General features: G+C 42.4%; 8 protein-coding genes. 2 read left to right on the top strand and 6 right to left on the bottom strand.

The genetic code is table 11. The annotated features are described in order from the left end of the window. Positions 1-59: 59 nt before the first annotated feature. The 6 genes from FE392_RS15495 to FE392_RS15470 all read right to left on the bottom strand — a co-directional run bounded on the left by FE392_RS15495 (position 60) and on the right by FE392_RS15470 (position 22,437). Positions 60-10,322, bottom strand: a complete 10,263-nt coding sequence (locus tag FE392_RS15495; RefSeq protein WP_319931115.1) for a polyketide synthase — start codon at positions 10,320-10,322, stop codon at positions 60-62. Between the two features lie 205 nt (positions 10,323-10,527). After that, a complete protein-coding gene (locus FE392_RS15490; protein ID WP_319931114.1) occupies positions 10,528-11,679 on the bottom strand; it encodes an acyl-CoA dehydrogenase family protein in 1,152 nt (383 codons plus the stop codon). A gap of 7 nt (positions 11,680-11,686) precedes the next feature. Beyond that, positions 11,687-11,944: an acyl carrier protein gene (locus FE392_RS15485; protein ID WP_319931113.1), complete on the bottom strand. Its 258-nt coding sequence runs from the start codon at positions 11,942-11,944 to the stop codon at positions 11,687-11,689. Between the two features lie 33 nt (positions 11,945-11,977). Next, positions 11,978-13,042 carry an HAD-IIIC family phosphatase gene (locus tag FE392_RS15480; protein ID WP_319931112.1) on the bottom strand — a complete coding sequence of 355 codons (1,065 nt, stop codon included), beginning with the start codon at positions 13,040-13,042 and terminating at the stop codon, positions 11,978-11,980. A gap of 8 nt (positions 13,043-13,050) precedes the next feature. Then, the gene (locus tag FE392_RS15475) at positions 13,051-13,899 is read right to left on the bottom strand and encodes a 3-hydroxyacyl-CoA dehydrogenase family protein (RefSeq protein WP_319931111.1); all 849 of its coding nucleotides are present in this window, start codon (positions 13,897-13,899) and stop codon (positions 13,051-13,053) included. A gap of 519 nt (positions 13,900-14,418) precedes the next feature. Beyond that, positions 14,419-22,437 carry an AMP-binding protein gene (locus tag FE392_RS15470; RefSeq protein WP_319931110.1) on the bottom strand — a complete coding sequence of 2,673 codons (8,019 nt, stop codon included), beginning with the start codon at positions 22,435-22,437 and terminating at the stop codon, positions 14,419-14,421. Between the two features lie 846 nt (positions 22,438-23,283). On the opposite strand from FE392_RS15470, the gene FE392_RS15465 reads away from it, so the two are divergent. Both FE392_RS15465 and FE392_RS15460 read left to right on the top strand, forming a co-directional pair. Then, a complete protein-coding gene (locus tag FE392_RS15465; protein ID WP_319931109.1) occupies positions 23,284-24,054 on the top strand; it encodes a hypothetical protein in 771 nt (256 codons plus the stop codon). Between the two features lie 373 nt (positions 24,055-24,427). Further along, a complete protein-coding gene (locus tag FE392_RS15460; RefSeq protein WP_319931108.1) occupies positions 24,428-26,179 on the top strand; it encodes an ABC-F family ATP-binding cassette domain-containing protein in 1,752 nt (583 codons plus the stop codon). Positions 26,180-26,360 lie beyond the last annotated feature (181 nt).

Below are 26,360 nucleotides of genomic sequence, written 5' to 3'. Positions count from 1 at the left end.
GCTGGAATGAATTTATTTAACGGAGGAAATATGGAAACTAAAATATCAGCGAGATCATGTTATGCCGAAATAATATTAATCACATCATTCAACCCAGATTTAAGCTGAATTAAATCATTAACTTTGTTTTCATCATGATCTTTGCACGCCCTAATTAAATCTTCTATTTTTTCTTGGATGAAAGAGAATGAACGGTCAAGTTGAATAGTATTTTCTGGCTTGGCAATGTTCAGGAATCTCTGCAATGAAGAAATTTGATCTCGCCAGCGTACAAATATGTTCTCCAAATCAGTAACCGGACTGCTCGTTAATAAGGCAGGCGTTTCAATCAATTTTTCGATTGCCGCCAATCCTACGTAACAAGAAACTTCATTTTCATGACCTTTTATCTCTCCTTCTTGTCTAAAATCATTCATCAGGTCGTTTAAAATGATTTTTTGCAGTTCTTGGCTATCAGGAAAATCACCTTCACAATTTACCGTAATCACCAAATAGGGGCGGGATCTCCTATAAACTTCATGTGATTGCATGAAATCCAATCCCTTGAAGCCAATCACTGTTTTTTCAAATTCCTGCTCAGTAATTTCACCAAAGTATTGAAAGCTGCCATCATAGACTTGATAACCCAACTCTGTTTTTCCAACCAAGACAAACGTATGTGGAATAACCTCATCATCCAACACGATATCCTGAAATAACGGCCTTGCCATGTATTCCGCTTCTGATAAACCGTATGAAGGCGAGAAAGGTAAGTAGTAATCACTGCCTGCTACAATGACGACGTGCCCAAGGGATAATTCTTTTTCACAGTAATTGCGATAGGACTCATAATCATCAAAGAATTTCTTGGCATAAGAGAAGGAATAACGCTTATCTAAGGCAGGCCAGCCAAGAAGATTGCCAAAATCCACTTCCTGATTAGATAACTTAATTTCATTTTCATGCTGTTGTAATACGATGCCAAGTAATGGACTGCCGTCTGAAACCAGCATAACCGCATCACTACAATCTAACCGGTGTTCATATTTCAATTTTTCTCTGACGGCTGAATACAAGCAACTTGCATATTCTGGATATAATTCGGGCGAAAATTTTTCATTGAATGTCCAGCCCTTAGCTTTATATTCAGGGTTATTTTCATTACCCAGTAGTTGATTGATTTCAAGGAGTGTTTTACCTGATAACAACATATTGATGTTAATCGGCAAGTTAACCTCCTTCGCTTTTGCAATCACTTGTACTGCTGAAAGAGAACTGCCTCCCAGAGAAATAAAATCATCACTGTTTTCAATTTTATCGATGCCCAGAATAAGCTTCCAAATTGCGCTCAATTGTTCAATCGCACTATGCTGCTGCACGTTTTCCCGCTGGATCAGGTGGGTATTTATTTTTTCCTCTTTTTCAGTCTGTTCGACAATGTTCGACGAGTGACCAGAAAATAATGCCTGCAATCGTTTAATATCGGTCGGGTACGCTTTTCCGCGAATTGGCGTTGGTGGCAAATGAATTAATTCAGGTTGCTGCTCATTGAACTCTTGTTGCCAATTAACGCGGACACCATATAAAGAGAGCATGGCTAATTTTTCCACCAGCTCATTGTGGTGATTCATCCCTTGGGTTTTGTGGCTCTGCCACGAGAGGCAAACGTGGTTGGCATTATAAGCTGAATGATTTTGAACCAGCGCCGACAGCCCGCTGCCTGGCCCCACTTCAATAAACAAACAATGTTCATTTTCTAAGGCCGTTGCAATAGATTGTTTGAAACGGACAGGCTGGCGTATATGTTCAACCCAATAATCCCTTTCTGCCACACGCTTGTTGTCAACCCATTCACCTGTCACATTTGATATAAAACCAATGCGGGGTTGATTGAGTGTGATACCTTGAAGGGCCTGACCATATGCTTCTAAAATAGGCTCCATATAACGCGTATGGAACGCTCTTTTAATTTCCAGCCGTTTTGTTTTTATAGATTCTGTGCGGCAGATTTCTTCAAATTTGGTCATTGCCTCATCTGATCCCGCAACAACACAAGTTTCACTGCTGTTATCCAAGGCAATATCAAGATCTTCCGGTAGGATTTCCTGCACCTTATCTGAAGACGCCATCACAGAGAGCATCGCTGCCATTTCTGTCGATTGCATGTACCGGCCACGGATACAGATAATTTTAACCGCCTCTGCATATGAGAATACACCAGCGAGTGTTGCTGCTACATATTCCCCCAAACTATGGCCTATCATTGCATCAGGCGTAATGTCATAAGATTTCAGAACCTGTGCCAACGCATATTCAATAATAAACAACAAGGGCTGAACAAATTCAGTTTCATAAAGAGGCTGTTCTTGGGAGCCATTAATCAGCAACGCTCTCAAATCCGTTGTGCAATAATCTTTTGCAACCACAAACCCCTTATCACACCACTGCCTGAACAACACATTATTTTTATAAAGATCTTGCCCCATGGCGATATATTGAGAACCTTGGCCGGGGAACAAAAACACCACTTTCCGCTTAATCCCGCGTGAAAGATTGATATTGTCTTTTTCTGTGGAAGAGAGCGCATTAATCAACTCATCGCGGTTATTCACGACTGCAATAAATTGTGATGTCATTGTTTCTCTTTGCATCAGGCTGTAAATGACGTCACTGATATTCAGATTTTGGTTATCACTCTGAATAAATTGCTTTAACTGTTTTTTATATGACTGCAATGATTTTTCGTCCGGTGCCGATAAGATCAATGGCAGCCGATTATCTGTATTTTGCCCGGATAATTTATGTTGGTCAGCCCGATACTCTTCCAGCACAATATGCACATTCGTACCTCCAAGACCAAAGGAGCTGACACCCGCCCTAATCGGATATTTATTGCCATGCAATTCCGTATATTGGTTATTCACCATAAACGGGCTATTTGCAATATCCATTTCTTTATTGGGGCGAGCAAAATGCAGGGTTGGCGGCAATACCTTATTTTTGATAGATAAAGCGGCTTTTATCAGCCCGGCAACCCCAGAAGCAAAATTGAGATGGCCAATATTCGATTTCACACTGCCGATTCGGCAATAATTCTTTTTATCCGTTGCAAATGCTTGTTTCAGCGCATTAAATTCAATGGGATCACCCAAATTCGTGCCTGTGCCATGTGTTTCCACAAAATTAATCGATTCTGATGAAACATTTGCATCCCGCAATGCCGACTGAATAACGTCGACCTGACCTTTTGTACTGGGCGCGGTATAGCCGACTTTCATGCCGCCATCATTGTTAATGCCGCAACCGATGATGGTCGCATAAATATTATCTTTATCTGCTATCGCTTGTTTCAGTGGTTTCAGAACAACCACGCCAACGCCATCACTAAATACGGTTCCGTTAGCCTGAATATCGAACGGCCGGCATTTGCCATCTTTAGAATAAATCATGCCTTCTTCAAATAAATAGCCGGTTTTGATTGGCAAAGTAACAGAAACACCGCCAGCCATTGCAACATCACACTCCCCCGTCCGCAATGATTTAATCGCTTCATTCACAGCGACAAGAGAAGAAGAACAAGCCGTTGAAATTACCATACTTGGCCCGGATAAATTCAACTTATATGACACGCTGGTCGACATATAATCTTTGTCTGCCACAACCATAGCACTATATTGCCCGGCACTGCCTTCTGCCGTTGCCATTGCTTGTGCCAGCCACGGTAAATTTCCTGACGCCGCAGTATATAAACCAATTTTCAATTTATTATTTTTGGGCGAGATCCCCGCATCCTGCAATGCCTGCCAACTGCAAATGTGCATCGCCCGAACCTGTGGGTCCATTTGGCGCGCTTCATGGGGTGTATAACCAAAGAATTCCGCATCAAACTCACCAGAATGCGGCATAATGCCTTTGGCACGAACATAATTCGGATCATCCAATAAGTCTGAATCAATGCCTGATTCAATTAATTCTTCCTTGCTCAATATGCTGATTGATTCTTTGCCGTCACATAAATTATCCCAAAACGTATAAATATCTTCGGCTCCCGGGAATTTGCCAGCCATGCCGATAATCGCAATATGTTTATCAAAAGTGCTATCCGATTTAACAGCGTGTTCTGTTACATAGTCACTTTCATCATAATTATCATCAGCCTCATGCTGGCTATCATTGGTGCTGGCTATTTCATATTGACTCGCTATGTAATCAGCCAATAACGCGGAAGTGGGATAACTGAACATATCCACAACAGAGAGATCAATGTCTAACGCATCCGTTAATCGTTTATTAACCTGAACCAAGTCCAGCGAGTTCGCACCTAATTCAAAAAAGTTATCTTCACTGTTAATCCGGGCGATTTTTAAGAAATCTTTCCAAATTGAAACAATAGTTTCTGTGATGTGATCTTTGGAAATGGTTTTCCGGTGAGATTTACTGATTTTGTTAATATCAAAGGGTTTTAAATGAGAACCGACCCACTGTTCAAAACGTTGATGCAAATCACCAGTGGAGACAATTATTTGCCCTCGCAATGGCGATTGTAAAACACGTTCCAGAATTTGAATGCCTTCATCCGGTTCAATTAAAAGCTGGCTCAATGAAGAACCCAGAGCATCGCCTGAATCATTGCGTTCAAACACCCATCCATCCCAGTTAATGCTAATCCAGGGCTTGCCTTGTTGGTTTTGTTGCCTTGCAAATTCATCCGCGAATGCACTGACAGAGCTGTAGGCAGAAAAACTTAATCCTCCCAGCATTGAAGCGATCGAAGAACAAAGCAGGCAAAAATCCAGTGGCTGATGTTCTGTTAATTCGGCCAGAATTTTATAAGCATCAACTTTCGTCTCTATCTGTGGCGAACAAGCATCCAGCGTTATCCGGTTAATGCCTTGAAACGAATCACCTTCCGTCACGCCCGCCGCACAAATGATGCCATTCAATGCGCCATGTTGCTTATCTATCGTCTGCAATAAACGCTGCATGTCGGCTTTATCGGCCACATTCGCCGAGTAATAGAAGACATTGCCTTTGCCAATATCGACAAGTTTTTTCAGCTGTTGCAATGGGTCAGTGGCAGACGGATCTGATTGGGCTGACTGTTTCCATTCATGTCTGTCAGGTAATTCCCTGCGACCAGACAGAATCACTGTTGCCTGATATTTTTCCAAAAGATATGCTGCAAACAGCAAGCCTAAGTCACCCAACCCGCCAGTAATCAGGTAGATACCCTGCTGTTTCAGGAGCGAATTGTTTTCCTGTGGTTCTACGTTAAGCCGTTCATAGACTTGCCCAGAACAGCGCCCATCAGCCCGGCTGACGATAAAGCGCCCGTCTGTTGCCAGCAATTCTTCAGTTAAAATCTCACAGGTGCTTTCAATCGATTCGGTTGTATTGATTTGAACTAATCTGGGATGGCATTTGCTGACTTCTTGGGTAATGACTTTGATCAATCCCTTGAGCATGCCGGATTCAGGCTGCTCAGTATTCACCAGCAATAAACGGAAATCGCCCATATTTCCTACCGTTGCCCATGCCTGAAGCAGCGTAATGGCAGAAAACCATGTCTTTTTCAGATCACGCTGACCGGATAAAGGCCAGGCAAATATAACTGAATCAGGTTGCAACTGATTTTCTTTTAATTCGTGGAAGAGTTGTTCGAAATGGCGGGTTTCACCTGCGGCCAATGTAATGACATTATTCACAGAAGTGTAATCATCACCTGATAACACAAACCTTATTGACCCTTCATCAACATTCAAATGACGACAAAGCGGTTCGCACCATTCCATACTTGGAACAAAGCACAAAGCCGTTTTAACTACAGATGGGTTCGATTTATCGGGTAAAAGCGCATCTTGCCAGCTTTCGCCATACAGCCAGTCTGAAATATTATTTTTTGGTATCCGGGTTTCAGCTGGTTTTTCCGCATGATTTGCATTGGCCTGTAAATTTCCGGGGCCCATTTTTTCTGGGATAAACTGATAACCGGGCAGGCTGATTCTGCTTGGGTTGGCATCCTGATAAATGACCGGCCAGTTAATGGTATAACCCTTCATCCAGAGCTGACTCAGCAATTTTAATAAATATGCCCGGTCATTTTCTTCTTCTAATGGATGTCGCATCGCATTAATGACAGAAATATCGCTATTTGTTCCAATAATTTGCTTAACAAAAGTAGACAGCGTTCTGCCCGGCCCGATTTCGATAAAGGCATTCAGATCTGGCTTATCTAAGCAAGTCATGATGCCTTGGTGGAATTCGACTGTTTCACACAAATGGGCAACCCAATAATCAATGGAATTTGCTTGTTTTGCCGTGATCCATTGACCTGTGACGTTGGATATATAGGCTTTATTGGGCTTTTTCCATTTGATCTTCCTCAGCGCCTCTTTAAATTTTTCGACCGCCGGTTTCATCATTGCCGTATGAAACGCATGGGAGGTTTCCAATAAGCGGGTACGATAATTTTTATCTGCCAACGCAAGCTGAACTTTTTCAACTTCCGCTTGTGGGCCAGCGATAACGCAGGCTGTTGAGGAATTTACCGTTGCCAAGGTCACTTCATCCGTTAAGTAAGCTGCAACCTCTTCTCTGCCAGCAGAAACACTCAACATCGCTCCCGGTTTGCATTCCTGCATGATAAGGCCCCTGACAGCGACAAGTTCCAACGCCTCATCCAATGTCATCACACCTGCCATTGCAGCAGCCACATATTCACCGATGCTATGACCAATCATTGCCTTGGCTTCTACTCCTAACGTTTCCAGAGTTTTGGCCAGAGCATAAGAGACAGCAAATATAATGGGTTGGGTAAATTGTGTATTGCGGAGTTTTTCTACGCTGTCTTGATTCTTTTCATCATAGAGCAATGCCAGTAAATTAATGCCGAATCGCTCAAAGAGATATTCATGGCACTCATCCAGAATCTTTCTGAAAACCCCCAATTCATTGTATAAGTCCCTCGCCATAGTGATATATTGCGCTCCCTGACCCGGGAACATAAAGACAATGCCCGGTGTTTGGTCAAAGGCAATTTCGGCGATTTTGCTTGTCTCTTTCACTTTCAATAAAGCGTTTTTGAATTCTTCGATATTCTCGACAACAAACGAGGTGCGATATTCATGCTCTCCCCGCCCAATTTGCAGGGTATAAGCAATATCAGAAAGCGATTTTGTTTGCGTGTCCTCATTTATAAACTGGCCCAATGCTTCTGCCGTTTTAATCAATCCTTCTCTACTTTTGCTTGAGAGAGTAATCAGTTCTGGCCGCTCTGGTTCGCGATTGATGCGATCCGAAATCGATTGGATCGTGATATGGACATTGGTTCCCCCAATACCAAACGAGCTCAATCCGGCAGTCCTGATAGCGTTATTATTGCCCCAGTCCGTTGCCGCATGAATTAAACGGAACCGTGTCCCTTCCAACAACACATGATCGTCTTTTTCAGTATGACAAGTTGGCGGGATCTGCTTATGTTTCACTGCCAGTAATGTCTTAATGAAGCCAGCAACGCCCGCTGCACTGTCGGTGTGGCCGAGGTTCGATTTAACACTGCCAATGTGGCAGATATTGGGAGTATCCCCTGCAACGCTTAAGGCGTTTTTGATACCTTCCAGTTCAATATCGTCGCCTACCAATGTCGCTGTGCCATGCGCTTCCAAATAGCCGATATCGTTGGCAGAAACGCCGGCCATCGCCAGAGATTGTTTAATGCAGGCGGCTTGCCCATTGGCACTCGGTGCGGTAAAACCGGCTTTTTCATAACCATCATTATTGACGCCATAACCGGCAATCACGCCATAGATGTGATCATTATTCTCAATCGCATCCTCCAATCTTTTCAAGGCAACCATGCCAATGCCGTCGCTGAACACAGTCCCGCTGGCATCCTCTGAAAATGGTTTACAATGACCGTCAGCGCTATTTACCATGCCATTGACATACATATAGCCGCTTTTCAGCGGAACAGTGATGGAAACGCCCCCCGCCAACGCTAAATCACATTGGTTAACCCGCAGGCTTTGGCACGCAAGCGTAATAGCCAGTGCGGAGCTGGAACAGGCACTCTGGACGGTCACGGCCGGCCCGGTAAGATTGAATTTATAAGCGATGCGGGTTGTAAGGAATTCACGGTCATTTAACAGCCCGATGCTGAACTGTTCTGTTGTATCTTTGACTTCCTCTTTGACCCGATCCAACCATTCGTAATTAGAGCCGGAAGAAGCAAACAGACCTGTTACCGGGCGATATCTGGGATTGCCATAGCCTGCGTCATCCAATACTTCCCATGTTATTTCATGCAGTAAACGGAATTGCGGATCCATATATTGTGCTTCACGCATGGTGTAACCAAAGGCGGTTTTATCAAAATCCAGTGCGTTTTCAACAATTCCTTTTGCCCTGACGTAATGCTTATTTTTGAAAATATAGTCTGGAATCCCCGCATCCATCAATTCATCATCGGTAAAGAAAGAGATGCCTTCTTTGCCGGACAATATATTTTTCCAATATTCCCGCACATTATGACTTCCGGGGAAACGGCCACTGATGCCAACAACGGCAATTGCATTTTCAGGGTAATCATGATGGGCTATTTTTATGCGCTCTGGTGTTTTCCCATTTACCACTTTTTTGGATTTGCGTGTCGTTTTTGGTGGTGTTTCATTGATCGCATCGTATATTTTCTCAGAGATTTTCTGGCAGGTTGTATAACGATACCAATCATTAATTGATAATTTAATTTCATAATGCGAATTTATTTTTTCGTGTAGCTGAACAATATCTAATGAGCTGGCACCTGCATCAAAAAAATTATCATCTTTGGAAATACTTTTATTTGGGAAATACGCGGTTAAAACATGCAATATTTCTTTCAATATAGAATTGATGTCGATCTTTTCTTCAAAATCGATCGGCTCTTCTTGCTCTTCATTATCCTGCCCTGCATTAAAGACAGCAGAAGTTTCCTGTTTTATTGCTGGCTTAAATTCAATTCGATGGGGTAATTCTTGGTAATGTAAATGTTCTGCCGAAACTGATTCCGTTCTCCCCAAAAATTCTTGCAAAACGAGGTGGGCATTCGTCCCGCCAACACCAAAGGCACTGACGCCTGCATTGATTGGCGCATTGTTTTTGGTGACCCACGGTTTTGTTTGCGTATTAACATGAAAAGGCGTTTTTTCCAGTTCTAATTTTTTATTGGCTTTTTCAAAGTTAATGGATGGCACTAATGTCTTGAAATAAACACATAATGACAGTTTTATCAGTGATATTACCCCTGCGGCGGTATCACAGTGCCCGACATTGGATTTAACCGAACCAATCGCGCAAGATTGCTGCCCATGAAAAATAGCATCCAGCGCTGCAATTTCAATCGGATCACCCAATACCGTTCCTGTTCCGTGCGTTTCGATATAACTGATACTGGCAGGATCAACTTCCGAGACATCCAATGCTGCCCGAATAACCTTTTCTTGCCCCAAGGCACTGGGCGCGGTAAAACTTATTTTGTCATTGCCGTCATTATTAATGGCACTGCCTTTAATAACGGCATAAATTCTATCGTTATCTTCAATCGCATCTGCCAATCTTTTCAGGGTAACAACACCAACCCCATTACTGAATACCGTCCCTCCCGCATGTTCATCAAACGCCCGGGTCTTGCCGTCAATGCTATTGATCATGCCTTCCTGATACATGTATCCGGCTTGGTGCGGGTGCGTTACGCTGACGCCGCCAGCCAAAGCAATATCACATTCTCCGGCTTGCAGGGCCTGACAAGCGGTATGTACAGCCACCAATGAGGTTGAACAGGCGGTTTGTACCGTAACGGACGGGCCGCGTAAATTCAGTAAGTAAGAAATGCGTGAACAAAATGCAGAGTCATTTAATGTTGCAACATGGAACTGCTCTGCCGAAGAGCTAAATTCCGTATTTAATGTGTTAAACCACGACCATTGATTCCCGGCTCCTGCGTAAACACCAATTTCTCCCGGATAATCTTTGGCATCAATACCGGCATGATTAAGTGCCTGCCAACAAGTTTCAATCATCAAACGGGTTTGAGGATCCATTTTTGCTGCATCAGGATGGTTTATTGCAAAATAATCCGCGGCAAAATGGTAGGGTTTATTGATGATACCTTTGGCAGGAACATAATTTTCGTTTAAATACTCTTCAGGCGATATTCCATTATTTGCTAATGTTTCCTGAGTAAATCTGCTAATACCGTCTTTCCCATCACAGAGCATTTCCCAAAAATCATGCACATTGTCTGCGCCAGGGAATTGACCAGCCATTCCAACTATAGCAACTTCAAGACCAGTGACATTATTGACCATAATTAACCTTTAATATGATTATTTGATCATGAAAAGATCATTTTCAATTTAAATAATTAATAATCCTCATGAGATAGAGAATTATTTATTGACTCAAAAACATAAAATTCATCATGAATTTCAGTATTCAGATTTTTCCAAATTGACTTATATCTCTAATCATTTAATTTTTGGGAATCTCTGATAGGTGTGCATTCGAACGGTATTATTCAATCACCGAGCCTTTCCTATAAAAACCTCGTAAAGCATGTTGTGATATTAACATTTGCTGGATTTGATTCGTTCCTTCGATAATCTCCAGAACTTTGGCTTCACGATATAATCTTTCTACCGGATATTTATTGATTAACCCATTCCCACCCAGAACTTGGACAGCATTATTGGCAACCTGCATCGCGACAGCAGAACTGTTATATTTGGCGATATTTGTTTCCATTATGGCATTGTGATCGCCTTGATTTCTCATGTGGCCGATCTTTTCACAGGCCGCTTTGGCGGCATAAAATGCCGTCGCAGAATCCGCAATAATCCCTTGAATCAATTGATGCTGGGCAATTTTCTGACCAAACTGTTTTCTTTTCCGGGCATAGGTCACCATTTCTTCCATTGCTGCATGGGCAATAGCAACACCCGCCCAGGCGATGCTGTAACGACCAAAATAAAGTGCGGTATTTGCGACAAAGCTGAATCCTTCCCCTTCGCGCCCGATTAAACTCTCTCTGGGTATATCGACATTATCAAAATCCAGTTCAGATAAATACGCCCCACGGCTTGCCATTAAACCGGACATCGGCTTTCTCGTTAACCCTTCAACCCCGAATTCGACGATAAACGCGCTCACTTTTTCTTCGCATTTGGCAAAAACAAGGAATAGGTCAGCAATGCCTGAATAAGTAATCCATTTTTTATTGCCATTAATTCTGAAACCATTTTGTGTCACTTCATACCGTGTTTTGATGGCATTGGCATCAGAGCCGGCTTCAGGTTCAGATAAAGCGAAACACGCTATTTTTTCCCCCCTTGCCATTGCCGGCAGGTATTTTTCTTTTTGTTCCTGGCTGCCCAGTTTTACAAGTGTTTCGCCGACTAAGCTGGTATGTACCGTCAATAATGCACGTGTCGAATTACACCCTTTGCCTATTTCTTCAGTCAAATAACCATAAGAAAGGGGATCTATGCCCTGTCCGCCATATTCTTTCGGTAAAATGGCCCCCAATAAACCCAGTGTTGCCATCTCAGCAATAATTTCATCAGGCACTTTACCTTGATTATCAATCAAACCTGCGGATGGCCTTAATATGTTATCTGAAAATTTTTTTGCAACATCCACCAAAGGATGAGTTTCATATCGTTCCATGTGAATCTTACCCTCTGATTTTATTAATAAGATCCAGCATTGCATTTATTGAAACAAAGTTATCGCGCTCTATATACTCATCAGGGATAGTGACAGCGCACTTCTCTTCAATAAAACAAAGTAAACGCATAGCAAAAAGCGAATTTACTAAGCCACTGGTAAATATATTGGTATCATCCAGCAATTCAACATCATCATCAAATACAGAGATATTGTTTTCAATAAACTCACGTATTTCTTTGGCGATAGTTTCCAGATCTTTCATTAGCATATCCTAATTATTTATTATTACGTCAACCTAGTTATTTATTATTACATCAACATAGTAAGGAAAATCAGGGACACTCTCTAATTCATGCTCAAAAATTATTGTTTCATCTGCAAGTTTTTCTATTTCTTTAAAACCGGCGAATTGATAAGTGACAAACATCTGCCGGTTACGGGGGGTACGTTTAAATTCAGCATACAATTTATGTGATTTTGCTTTCGCCTGCTGCATAATATAATTCAATGCAATACTTCCAACGCCACGGGAAAGTGTTCTACAGGACATTAACAATAATTTAATATAATCAACCTGCCCTTTGTATTGAATTAATGCCAATCCTATTTTTCCATAAGAACCATATTTATCTACTAACTCAAAAACAAATACACCGTATTCATCGGAGTTAATTAGTTCTTCTAATCGTTCTCTGCTATAAGTAATGCCGGTTGAATTAAGTTGATTCGTTCTTTGTGTCAATTCTTCCGCACGCAGGAGATCTTCTGGTTTGGCTTTGGAAATATAAAACCTCATATTAAGTTGACTAAGAAATTCCTCAGAGGTGCCGATAAATTCCTCTTCTTCTTCTTTCCGCATGATATCTTCCTGATATCTCTGTCGCCTTAATTTTGCATCATCCGATATTTCCATATTCGCAATGCGAGGCAAATGCAGTATTGATTGATATTCCAACGCATCAATACATGTCACTTCCGGAAATTTAGCCTTAACTTCATCTCGTTCTAAAGGTTGGTCATCGACAAAAATAAAAGTATCTGCGGCTATATTTAAATTTTTCTGAATATTTTCAATGGAGGAGGATTTGGCTCCCCAATGAATCTGGGGATAGATAAAATAGTGCTTTAAATTCAATTTTTCCAGCATTTCCAAGGCATCGGAAGCATCATTCCGGCTGGCAATGGATTGCAAAATGCCCATTTTATCCAATTGAACAATAATGTTTTCTATTCCCGGCTTTAATTTAATATCATCATTTTCAGAAAGCACGCCATCCCATAATGTATTGTCCAGATCCCAAATGATACATTTTACCGGTATTTCGCTCTTTAACTGATTATTGGTTAAATCACCCATCATCAATATTCCTAATTTGTATAATTGAAAAATCCTTTACCACTTTTTCTGCCCAGATTTCCCGCTTCCACCATTTTCTTTAACAGAGGGCAACAACGGTATTTCGGGTCTTGGTAGCTTTCATAAAGAACATTCAAGGAATTAACAACGGTATCCAAACCAATCAAATCGGCAGTTTCCAGTGGCCCCATCGCATGGCCGTAGCCTTCTTTGAAGATACGATCGATATCCTGCGGGCTCGCCACATGATCCTGTACCAGAAATGCCGCTTCGTTCATAAATAAATGTGAAAGCCGATTTGAAACAAATCCAGGGAAGTCTTCCACCACAACCGGGTTTTTTCCTATGCCCTGCAAAAATTTTTTTGCATCAATTAATGTCTGTTTGGCTGTATGAAAACCTTGGATGACTTCAACGCATTTTTTAATCGGTACTGGGTTCATAAAATGTAATCCCAATACATTTTGGGGGAACGGTAATACAGAGGCAATTTTTGTGATAGATATACAACTTGTATTTGCAGCAACATAAGTTTCAGGTTTAATGTACGGTGTTATCGCTTCATAAACTTTCTGTTTAATGTCCCAGTCTTCAGTCACATTTTCAATAATCCAGTCACTGCCTTCAACCCCTTTATAAGACGAATCAAATTGAATTCTATTTTTCAATTCTGCCAAATTCAATGCATTGAATTCAGGGTTAAGCATCCGGTATGAACGAAATTCACGTGACATTCTTGAATCAAGTTCAGCCAAAACATTTTCAGATATGTCTATCAGCAATATATTATGACCATATGTCGCGCAGGTTATTGCTGTATCCAACCCCATAACACCCGCACCAATAATTGATATTTTCAACGACAGCCTCCATTTTTAATGACTGAATATTAGGTCGTAGAAAAAACAAATGGCACTCAGCTTCATGAGTGTTATTTAAGTACGCTACCGCCCTTAAGTAACGGCCTTAAAACCATTCAAAAAATCTCAATTTTTTCTACAAAAACTTGGATGATTCAAACAGCTTATGTTAATTAAAACAGACTATGTTTTTTAATTTCTCACGTATAGATTACGAATGTAAAAATTGATTTTTAATAAAATACGAACCCTGTTAACTTCTCAGCGTTAACATAATAAAAAAGAGGTAAGCGCATTTTACCAAGTAAAAATATACTAGAGGTAATTTTAAATTCATAAGCACATATCATTATTTCCTATATGATAATTAATATTTATTATGCGCATTATCTGTTTGCAGAAAAAATATTAATTTATGACGTCTATATTTCAGATTTTCTTTATTAATTGTTTTTCATCAAAGCCAAACCCATCCAAACAATCTGGAAAAGTCCGGCTTCATTGGTTAAGTCAGCGCCCTTAATTTTTTGTGGATTTGCGTCTCCTGTCTGCCAACCTGCTTTTTCCTGTCTGCAATGAGCGCTGTAGCTGTTCTTGGGCAGCTACTTTGTCCGATGTGGATGCCAATTCCGCTTCATTCAACTGCCCGTATGATGATTGATCCTGTTTAATCCAATTCGTGAAGGAGGCAATTGTCGGATGCTCAAATAAGGTAGTGACGCGAATTTCACGATTGAATGCCTGCTGTAACAGGGACTGCAATGTAATTATCTTTATCGAGTTGCCGCCGGCTTCGAAGAAATTCGTTTCCGTTCCCACGCCCTCATTTTCAAGAATTTCCTGCCAAATCGCCCGCACTTTGACTGCCGTCGGTTCGGCCAGCAACTGGTGATCGTCAACAGGTTTTGCTTGCAATTTTTGCACCGCATGCTCCTGTAAACTCTGACGATCAATCTTGCCGGTAATGGTGCGTTTAAATCCATCGACAACCACAATCAATGAAGGCAGCCAGGTATCCGGTAAATAGCGCCGGATATGTGCTCTCACCCGGGATTCCAATAATGCAGGCGGTTCCGTGCTATCGACAAAAAGATGCCATTGCCGTTTTCCTTTCGGTGTCGTTGCAGGCAATAAACAGCTTGATTTCACCGTGTCCAGAGACTCAACCACCCGCTCTAATTCACGGGGTTCTATGCGGACACCGTTTACTTTTATTTGATCATCAATGCGCCCCAGATAGCGAAAACCTGCTTCACCGCAAAAAGTCACCATATCGCCAGTACGGTAAAAAGGATGTCGGCTGTACTTCGCCAAGTGTTTCGGCCTGACGAAATATTTGGCCGTTTCAACAGGATTAGTCGCATAACCGCGGGCAACCGCCCTGCCTCCTACCCAAAGCTCACCCCGAACATAAGCAGGCAATGGGTTGCCAAAAATATCCGCACAGTAAGCGATCACATTTTGAATCGGCCAGCCAATGGCAATTTCCGTCGCCAGAGATTGCTTGGCACTCAGGCAATCCACCGTTGTCTCACTTGGGCCATAATGGTTGCTGACTGCATATCCTTGTCGCAGCAAATCATCCCTAAGGCGATGAGGTAATTCTTCACCACCGAATATCCACAATCTCATGGACGGGAAGAAAGGTGCGTCTTGAATAAGCTGCGAGATAGCCCCGGGAATAAAGTTGATTAAGCTGATGGATTCAGATTGCACCACATTAATGAAGGCTTGCCGTTCCAGCAATACGTCGGGAGATGGATAAATTAACGTCGCACCCACCATAAAACTTGCAAACAAATCCTCTATGCTGGGATCGAAATTCAAATCAGTCAGTCCGAGCACTCTATCATCTGCGGTCAGCGCAGTTTCTTGAATAAACCAATCCAATAAGTTGGCTACAGACTCATTGCGAATTGAAATTCCCTTTGGAGTCCCCGTCGTTCCTGATGTGAAAATGAAATAGAATTCATCTTCTGGATGTCGGTTAAGCCATATAAAAGGTTTATTTTCCGTAGGTTGTACAATATTTTCCTCAATATCCAGCAATAAATAATTTGTTTCTGCGCCCAGTTCCTGATTAAGTCCAGTGCCACACAAAACAATGTTGCAATTCACCAACTCCAGCAATTTTTTCTTGCGCTGCACGGGATCTTTCGGATTGATATAGCAATAACTGCCACCACTGAACAAGATTGCCAGTATCGCTTGAGTCGATAACAACCCCTTTTCAAGATGAACAGCTACACGATCACCGGAAATAAAGCCTGATAAGCGCAACCGCTCCTGTACTGCACTAATTCCTTTCAGTAGTTCACCATGGCTGACTGCATGCTGGCCGTCGATCAAACTGACTTTCAGAGGATCGCCGTCAAGGCGTTGATAAATTCCCCCCAACAGCGAATTAATATCCGGAATGTGCTCATTGATCACGCCCATACTTAACGAAGTTTCTTCCGGCTTTGTTGCATTCAGCTTTAAAAAGAGATCTTCAATCAATGTGCCTGCCGTGTTGCTAATTAAGTCTTCTACTAAAGACTCAAAGGCATTGAATGCTGTTTTGACTGAATCCAGCGTGCCCTCAAACATCTCTCCGGTACTTAATTCCACCAGCCACTGTTCCGTGCCGGACACAGTTAATGTCAAACCAAAATGTGTCGTTTCTTCGCTGTATAAATCCGTCATGAAGGCGCCACAACTGGCATCTTTCAATGTCTCATCAATCGGATAGTTATCAAAAACCACAATGGAGTCATACAATTCATCGTTTATCCCTGCTTCCTCACGGATTAACAATGGCGGTGTTTTTTCATGGTGTTGCGCTTGTTGTAAAGCCTGAAAAACGGCACGCAAAGCGGTTTCAGTATTCCATAAACCTTCAAACGTCAGGATCAGGGGAACCGTGTTAATGAATAAGCCTAAAGGCTGGCGATCTACTCCTTGAGCCAAAGCCCTTTCCCTGCCAGAAAACGTACATCCCAACGCAATTGTTTTTTGGAATGTAAATTTAGACAGAGTCAAAGCCCAACACAGGTAAATGAAACTGGCCGGAGTCACCCCCGCACGATGGCAAAGTGACTCGATCGCGCTTCTACGCTCCTCGCTCCACAAATTGTTTACACAGAGCCTTTCATTTACTTTTCTTTCAACTGGCTCCTGTTTATCAGCTCGGAACAAGGGTTCTGCCAGTAATTTTGTCGTTGCAGAGGCTTCTCCGTGAGGCAGGTGCTGAAAAACGCCCCGCCAGTATTCGCGGCTGTGTAGCAACGCTTCCGGACTTAATCCTTGCCAAAGCTGCTGTGAATAATTCCGTGCGTCCAAAGGCACAATCTTTTGCTGGCGCAATCCTTGCAACCAAAGAGAAATCAACAGAGAACTGCTCCAGCCATCCATCAGAATATGGTGGAAAGAGAAAGCCAGGCTTAATGTTCCCGCATTGACATCATGGAATCCGGCAATACGAAAGACTTCTTTATTCAATTCAAATGGTGTGGCCTTGGAGTCTGCCAGCCAATCGAGGCAGCGCTGCCTGCATGACAGGTGCCCGGCCGTTGAATCAATAAGGACATACTCGAACGGAATGCGCGGCAAGGCATAAATAATCTGATGGGGAATACGAACGCCTTCCCAAGCAAAAATCGACCTTATTGCAGGTTGTGATTGCTGTATTTGCTGCCAGACCTCAAGTAACGTTGCTTTATCGACATTCACTTTTACGCTGAATGCCACGCCAATGTGATAAGCGCTATTCCCATCTTTTAAAGCGTGAAACAGCAACCCATTCGCCTGAGGTGTTGCTTCAAGCAATTCTTCCAGATAATTATTGTCGAAGGCCGCATTCGTTGCATCAACTGCCGTTTTCAAAACCCCTTCAACAAGGGGATCAAATTCCGATTGAGCAAGCCGGCAAAGCGGAAAGTCGGCTGGGAGCAATGGTTGTTCCAAATGATGTTCAACCTGTGGATCTCGTAATGCACCATTTTGGTCATCACACCAAGCCAGTAGTTTTTCGTTCACTTGTGCTAAGTAATGGTGAGCGCTATCGCTGTCAGCGTCAGGCGTACCTAACTGCAATTCAACCAATATATTGCCAGTTTCAAGGCAATCTCGGATCAGAATGTCAAAGTCCGCCGTACTTTTTTCATTCGGATGTCGGAAACCACCCGACAGAGTTTGATCCAAACTGAAATGGCCCCACGTTCTGCTTCCATCCAACCCGAAACCAATATCGTTAACGCAAATCAATGGTCGTATTCCGGTGTTGTTCAGGCCGAGTTGCGCTTCCCAGTTCTGCTTATCTTCATACAGGCCCGATTTTAAGATCCGTAAAAAAGCCGCTTGGGAATACGGCGCTGATGGCACTACAGGCACATCAAGCGATAACTGATTAAAACCGGTAAACCATCCCACCGCGTTGGCCATTTCAGCATTCCAGACAGCCGGTGTCCCGGCTTCAGAGAACAGGCGACCGTGATTTTCTAACAAGATGACAGGTTGTGAAGGCAATGTTGCGTTATCCTGCATAACTGCCATCAAACCCGCCACAATCAGTTGCGAACGCTCAGCCTTAAGGCGTTGTTCAATCGACTTAAAATCACGACTAGAAATTGACAATGCCAATGTCACGGGAACAGCCGCAGGGTAATGCATGGTATCACCGCATGGCGCGCTGTCTGCACCAAAGGCATATTCGCTTAACCATTTACCCCACAGGAAAGCACCTTGTTCTTCGGCGGTTTCCTTTGCCGTGTCATGTCGGGATGCCATTTGATGGATGGCTTGATCCAGTTCATCCAGTAAGAATATCCATGAGTGAACATCACAAATAAGGTGATGGCAGATCCAAATCAGATAATTTTTTTGTGAAACGGCATCAAATACGACTGCGTGTACACTGGGTTGCGTTTCCAGACTCACCAAACTTTGTAATCTATTCAGAGCGTCTTCGAGCGATTCGCCGGATCCCTGCATTTCACCGTCTGCCAGCGTATCACTGCCAGCGTGTAATGGTTCGAAATAGAACTCAGTCAGCGCCTGATTTGCTCTCAGGGAGAAAATTTTATGCTTTGCTTTAACCGCAGAAATAGCTGCATTTATTTCCTCAGCGGTGAGGGCTGGCTTCAATTCGAGTACCATTCCCTGCTGTAATCGATTGCTATATTTAAAATTTTGTTGCCGGAACCAACTGACACTGGGCAAGTGTTTCACCCAACTGGCTTCTACTGCTTGTGGCACTGCCGAATCAGGAGTGTTTTTTTCCGACTGCTCAATACAGGCCTTTTCAAGTACAGAACCCAAAGAGTTCAGTGTTAACAATTCACTTGCACTAATTCGGATACCTTCTCTGGCTAGCAAGGCAACGAGCCGGATGGCTTTGATTGAATCACCCCCCTGTTCCAAAAATGAAGTGGTGAAATCAACAGATTGGGGCCAGATAGGTTTTAAAAACGTTTCATTCAACCAGACAGGAAGCTGATAGCTGCCCGCTGCTTTCCGGCCTTGCTCATGAGCCGAGCTAAACAAAGAAGAGCTGTTTTCCATCAATTTTGTTTTAGCCGCAGCAATTAAGGCGACTGTATCAACTTTACCATTGGCATTAATCGGCCAAGGCTGTGCAACGCAATACAACGTTGGCATCCAAGCATCAGGGATTTTTGCTTTCAGGCGATGTTGAAATTCAGGATTATCATGGGTAATAGGTTGGTTACTGCATAAAACAATGGTTTCATATTTTTCAACGCCATCCATTTCATCAACGGTTAATTTCAGCGCTTTCAACTGCCAGTTGTCATGGTTATTTCCTTCAAAACTGCCCAGTACATCCTCTACCGCTTTCTCTATTTCCGCAGGATGAATTCGATAACCACGTACCTTAAATTCATCATCAATACGCCCAAGACAATGGAATGTACCCCGTTCATCTTGCAACCCCGAATCACCCGTGCGATACCAACGGCTAACGCCATCTGCACTGTGTACAAATTTTTCGCTTGTCTGGGCAGCATTGTGGAGGTATTCATCAGCCAGTACAGGGCCACCAATCCAGATCTCACCTTTAAATCCACGCGGCAATGTTTGCCCCCACGAATCTTTGACCGCTATTTCTGCTTTGCCCAATGCCTGACCAATCGCCATTACCGCCGCATTGATTTTATCGTTTCCGTCAAGTTGGCTTTCTTCTCTTTCTTCACTGCTGATTGAACAGACGCAGCATCCCACGGTTGCTTCTGTTGGCCCATATTCATTAATCACTTTACTGCCAGCCGGAAAATGGCTTAAAGCTCTCTTTACCAATGAGGTGGATAAGTTTTCTCCACCGACAATAAACGTTAGCGGGTTACTCCGCGCAGGACTGTTTTCAATCAACAATGAGAGATATGAAGGCGTACATTTAACGCCGGTTAATGACTCATCAGCGAGCAGGATTTGCAGCAGTTCAGGATTATCACGGATATCTTGTTCATGGGCCTGAATAAAGCCACCAGATAAAACCGGCACCAAAAGCGTTGTTTGGGTTAAATCGAAACCAAAAGACGTAAATAAAGGTGCGCTAAAAGGTGTTTGTGCCGCATAGGCCTCTTTCGCCGCAAGGGCATAGTTTGCCAGCGCAATAGGAGAAATCACCACTCCTTTAGGCTCTCCCGTCGAGCCAGAGGTATACAGAATATACGCTGGGTTATCGTGGGTGGGTTCTGTTACATTTTCCGGGATTGATACAATTTCAGACTCTGTTTTGCCCAAAGCGTTTGTCCCCAGAGAGACGGGCAATAAAGGCAAATTCAGCCCTTCCGCAATGCTGCTGTCAGCCTCCGTATAAATGCACAGAGAAGCCCCGGAATTACGGGCAATTGCCGATAATCTGGCTACAGGTACAGTCGGGCAAGCAGGCACCACGGTAATATTTTCAATCAGGCATGCCAGATAGGCGAGGATAATTTCAGGAGTGCGCCGTCCCACAATGAAGACCGGGCCGTGTATATCCTGCGCATTGAATTTATCACGCAACGTTAGCCTGAACCGGTTAATCCAGTGCAAACCCTGACGATAGGTCACAGTATGCGCCGCCTGTTTGAATAACAGGTTATCAGCGTAACACTCAAATGCATGGGATAAATGAACGCCAATCGGCATTGTTGAAGACGCTTGCCTGTTTTCATTGGATGGTTTTTGTACCGTCTCTCGTTGTTCTGCTGCTTGCTGTTTTAATACAGCGAAGGCTGCTTCCATTGCATAATCAGTGACCATTCGTAAAAATTCGTGGCACTGTTCCGATGACCAGATCCTGCGAAAATCTGCTTCAAGTTTAAAATCGCCGTCTTCAAAGCGATCGTGGATATGTACTGTCGCGAAAAGTGCTTCCACTGCCTGCATGTGTTCAATCGATACTTCTGCACCCAAAACAGCTTTCCGGAATATACCGGTTTGATAAGAAACTCCAAAAGCAGGCGTAATTTTTTTCCAATCCGGTGATGCAAACTCACTCCAGCGAGCACCCGGTGCATAACGTGAATGAGCAACTGCTTTTTGCAAACGTTGTTTTAAAGCATGATAACAATCTACTACTCCCTCACCGATTTCACGGAACACGGGAATTAAAACCGGTGCTACGGCCATAGCAGCAGAACGTTTTTCTTCACTATTCCAGCGATTGAGCATAGGTGCCTGCAATAACGCCCCATTGCCATCTTCAATGACCATTTGCGTATAGGCAACAGCAGCGAAAAACAACCTAAAAATAGAACCACCCGATTTTTTAAACTGACGCAAAGTTTCGTTGTGTGTTTTGCTCAGCTTGAAATGTACCCGATGGGATCGGGGCGTTAATGTACGATAATCACCTATCGGGTAACGGCACGATATTTTATTGGCATTCGATGATTCTGTTCCGTCAGGCTCCTGCGCTTCTGATTTCTGCCGGTTAATGGCGTTGTCACTAAAAATACTCTGCCAATATATTTCATCTCGTTGCATGCGCCGGGAGTTTTCATAATTCTGTTCTCCTTCTGCATGAACCGAAAATAAAAGAGGTTCCGTATTCGGCTCTTCTTTCTCCAAAGCCCGCATCAGATGTTCTATCAATACTGAAAAGCCCTCGCCATCCATAGCGGCATGATGAGCCTTAATAAACCACCCTGTTTTCCCTTGTTGAAAATGCACGGCAAAAATCCGCACCGGCGTCAATGACAGATCTTCTTTTATCAACATTTGGCGGTCTGCCCAACGCTCAAAAGCCTGTTCAGAATCCGGGTAGTTGCTGAAATTGACTTGTATTACTTCGGAATGGGAGGTTAGCCGACGAATACCATGCCAATGTGTTGCCAAATCACGCCCTTCCACATCATCAGCCTCAAAACCGATATGGAATATATCCATTGAGTCCCGAACGGTTTCGGCTGCTTGCACAAGCCCATCCAGAGGAATATTTCCATTTAAACGCACTGCAACACCTAAATAAAATGGACAGCCAGTCAGATGAAATGCTTCCATTTTGAAAACAGCTTGCTGTGATCTTGACAACTTAAAAATCGTCTTCTTCATGGTTTAAATACTCGTTTAAGTGAAGAGCAGGCACTACCTATGCTTGGAGAAATTTCATTTATTAGGCAAGTTAAAAATATATAAAAAATAATTCATAGAACTAATAAACTGAGTAAATTACGACTTTATTGAGGCAGGCTGGAGTATTTATTCCGATTAATAAATCAATCTGGATTGGAGCATTTGCTATCACCTAAATTAACAATAACAACACCGCTTTTTGATTAATTTTAATAGAATAAATAACACAATAAATCACGCCCCTTAATAAAATATATTAAATTAAGCAAAAAGCATCATTGCATCAAGTAAAGCAAGATTACCGTAACGATTTTGTGATTAATAATAAATGTGTGATTCAACTTATTAAACAGTAATGATTTTAATCTCACAATAACATTAACTATGCACTAATGAATAAAATTAAAAAAACACTTAAAATACCCTATGGATACCATAACACGCATAAAATAGTGCGAACCAAAACCAAACAAATCATGAAGTAACATTTTGAAAAAAAGACACAAGTTCAAATTTCAAAAAAACAAATAACAACAAGGATATTAAATAAAAGTAACATTTAAATTCCGCTAATGATTTTTCCCACACCAGTTATTGTGTTAATTACATTATAAAAAATATAAATACATTAATTGACACTATAATTCTTTAAAAACAATTCGCTACAAAAAAAGAAAAAACAAATATTCATTACAGAATAAAAATATCACTTGAGAACAATAAAAAATCAGGCTATTAATAACATTAAGCAATTATAATTTTAATTACTAATACACTTTTCCATCCAACTCGGTTCAATATGAAAATCATAAGGGAGGCGCCAACATGGAAATGAAAGACATTTTGCAAGAAACCCTACAAGCAACGCAGTCTACTTTCACAGGTGGTTCATTCAATGTTGACTATTACGATAGTGATATATTGCCCATCGAAAAAAGACCGCTCTATACAGAAGAAGCGATGTCGGAGAAATTTAATAAATTCGACGCATTGTATAAGAGAGTATTAGAACCGTCTGGTCCCCTGATACACAAAGATGTATATCGTTATTTGAATGAAAATAAAAACAAAAATTTAGTTGGCAATTGCATGTTATACTCGATGTTTGCCTTTTATCATTTAGCTGAAATACACAAAAACTCACTTGTGGACTTATTTTATCATCAAGGAATTGATTATACAGAATACAAATCATTATTAACTATACAAGTTGCTTGCTTACAAGCTCCCTATAGCCATGCTTTCGTGATGATTTGCCCTCCCAGCAAAATTGATGCAAGAACCCGGGTTTTCACAACATTTGCCCCTAATATATACCCGGAGAATACATGGATATGTGATCCGTGGGCAGATATTGCTTGTCGTGCAGTTGATTATAATGACAAATGGAAAATCAAAATGGCTCAATCTAACTATGAAGGAAAAATGTTTCTTTTATATTCTTCTAAAGAGGTATACGAAAACACTGGATCGACAAGGGGATGCAACTCATCTCCATTGGGAAAATATAATTATTCATCCATACAAATGGGAACCAAGTCGATTAGCGATATCATTACTCTTTTTCCTGATGGGCATTTTGAGATAAATAGATAAATAGATAAATAGATAAATAGATAAATAGATAAATAGAAGGCAATTATAAATCAAACCGAAACTAAACATTATAAATATTGCTATGAATTATGCATAACCCTGTTTATGTTTTATACTTTTGCTTATTACAAACGACGTTGCTATGATAGCGCCACCGTTCAATCTGAATAGAAAATAAGGAGGCTAATTATGATGCTGTGTGATTTAATTGAATATTCACACTTCTTTGGTAATCGCCAGAGCTCAGGCTTTCACAGTATTACACTGCGATAATCCTGCCTGAGCGAAGATAACCAAATCAAACCTTCCTCAGCTTACTGGGTTGTCGCCCTGACTTAACCCGGCATTTTTATGCCTGAAAAATGAGTAAGCCATGAGCACATTACTATCTGCAAAATCAATTTGTTACGACACTTCAACCACAACGTTATTAAATGATGTCTCTTTCACTGTTCAGGCGGGCGACCGTATCGGTCTGATCGGCCATAACGGCAGTGGGAAAAGTACATTATTAAAATTACTGACAGCTCAATTAACGCCCAATACGGGTACCGTAAGCTATGCCAACCACTGTGTATCCGCTTATATCGAACAGCATTTACCAGAAGAAGTGGAAAATCTGCCATTGATTGATGCCGTTTTGCAAAAATTACCGACAGAAGAGCGCATGGCAGAACGCTGGCGCGCAGAAGTTCTCCTGACACAACTGGGATTTTCTGAACCCCTGTGGGCACAGGCGGTCAATCAGCTTAGTGGGGGTCAACATACGCGCCTGTTATTAGGCAGGGCATTGATACAAGAACCCGACCTGCTGTTACTGGATGAGCCGAGTAACCATCTGGACTTGCCTACGCTATGGTGGTTAAGCCATTTCCTTCAGTCCTGGAAAGGGAGCTTTATTCTGGTTTCCCATGATCAGACCCTGCTTGATGAAACCACTAACTGCACATGGATATTGCGCGATAAAACGCTCCATTTCTATCGCTTGCCCTGCTCTGAGGCTCGTCAGGCGCTGGCAGAAAAAGATATAGCCGATGAACATCGCAATCAATATGAGCAAAAAGAAATTGATCGTATCTCTACCAGTGCCAAACGTCTCGCAGTGTGGGGGCAGGTTTATGATAACGAGAGTTTTGCACGCAAAGCCAAGCAGATGGAAAAACACATCCAGAACCTGAAAGATGCACAGACAGTGCTGACCGAAGGTTATCAGTGGCGGTTGACATTAACCGGCCAGCCCATTCAGGCTGACCGCGTGCTTGAACTGGATCATGCAACGATCAAGATACAGGACAGCACCACCCAACTATTTACCACTCGTTTTCATCAGGTAAGAAGTGGGGATCGCATCGCGATCATCGGTGCCAATGGTTGTGGTAAATCAACCTTTTTACAACTGTTGTGGCAGCGCTATCTTTCCGATATGCGCTACAGTCCTGAAATCAAGTTTCATCCAGCCATCGCGGCGGGTTACTACGACCAGCAGCTACACCAATTGCGTGATAACGATACTCTGACCGATGCGTTACGAACATTCGCGCCTCTGACAGACGAACAGCGCAAGATGGCTCTGATCGGTGCAGGTTTTGCCTATCCGCGCCATCAGCAAAAAGTGGCAACCCTCAGTGGCGGTGAGCGATCAAGGTTGCTTTTTGTTGGGCTGAGTCTGGCAAAATATGAATTGGTTATGATGGATGAACCGACCAACCACTTGGATATCGAAGGCAAGGAGGCATTGTGTGAGCAGATTGCGACATTTGCCGGGGCATTGCTCGTTGTCAGCCACGATCGCTGGCTTATCGAAAACAGTTGCCAGCGCTTTTGGTTTATCAATAACAACCGGTTGGAAGAGTATCACGATGTTGAAGCTATCTATCAACAAATTGAACAGATGGGCCAACTGCAACATAAACAGGAAGAGTACGGCTCTTATACCCCCCAAGCGAGCAATAAAGGGTTGCAGCCCTCTTTATTGTCTCTGGAAGAACAGTTGTTGGAGCGCCTGCTTCATCTTGAAGAAAAACTGGACGCTGATCTGAAACGCAAGATCGCCCACCAGAAGCCGCATCTTCAACAACAATGGGCTGAGGAGATAGAAAAAATACAGGCTCAATTAAATATGTAATTTGTCATACTTTGGTGATGCTTGCTGTAAAGCAAGTATCACTTTAACGATTATCAGCTTTATTATTTAATAAAACACCTTGCTTAATAAAATATATTATTAAATAAAATAACACAGTATATTAAACAAAAAATAATATAGACTTAAATCTGAATAACAATCAATATGCAGGCCAAATTAA

This window comes from Xenorhabdus santafensis, assembly GCF_033949405.1.
Lineage (GTDB): Bacteria > Pseudomonadota > Gammaproteobacteria > Enterobacterales > Enterobacteriaceae > Xenorhabdus > Xenorhabdus santafensis.
This window is presented reverse-complemented; position numbering and strand designations above follow the sequence as displayed.

Coding starts and splice junctions, on each gene's coding strand:
- FE392_RS15495 (WP_319931115.1), bottom strand. CDS start 10,322: ATGGTCAATAATGTCACTGGTCTTGAAGTTGCTATAGTTGGAATGGCT.
- FE392_RS15490 (WP_319931114.1), bottom strand. CDS start 11,679: ATGGAACGATATGAAACTCATCCTTTGGTGGATGTTGCAAAAAAATTT.
- FE392_RS15485 (WP_319931113.1), bottom strand. CDS start 11,944: ATGAAAGATCTGGAAACTATCGCCAAAGAAATACGTGAGTTTATTGAA.
- FE392_RS15480 (WP_319931112.1), bottom strand. CDS start 13,042: ATGATGGGTGATTTAACCAATAATCAGTTAAAGAGCGAAATACCGGTA.
- FE392_RS15470 (WP_319931110.1), bottom strand. CDS start 22,437: ATGAAGAAGACGATTTTTAAGTTGTCAAGATCACAGCAAGCTGTTTTC.
- FE392_RS15465 (WP_319931109.1), top strand. CDS start 23,284: ATGGAAATGAAAGACATTTTGCAAGAAACCCTACAAGCAACGCAGTCT.
- FE392_RS15460 (WP_319931108.1), top strand. CDS start 24,428: ATGAGCACATTACTATCTGCAAAATCAATTTGTTACGACACTTCAACC.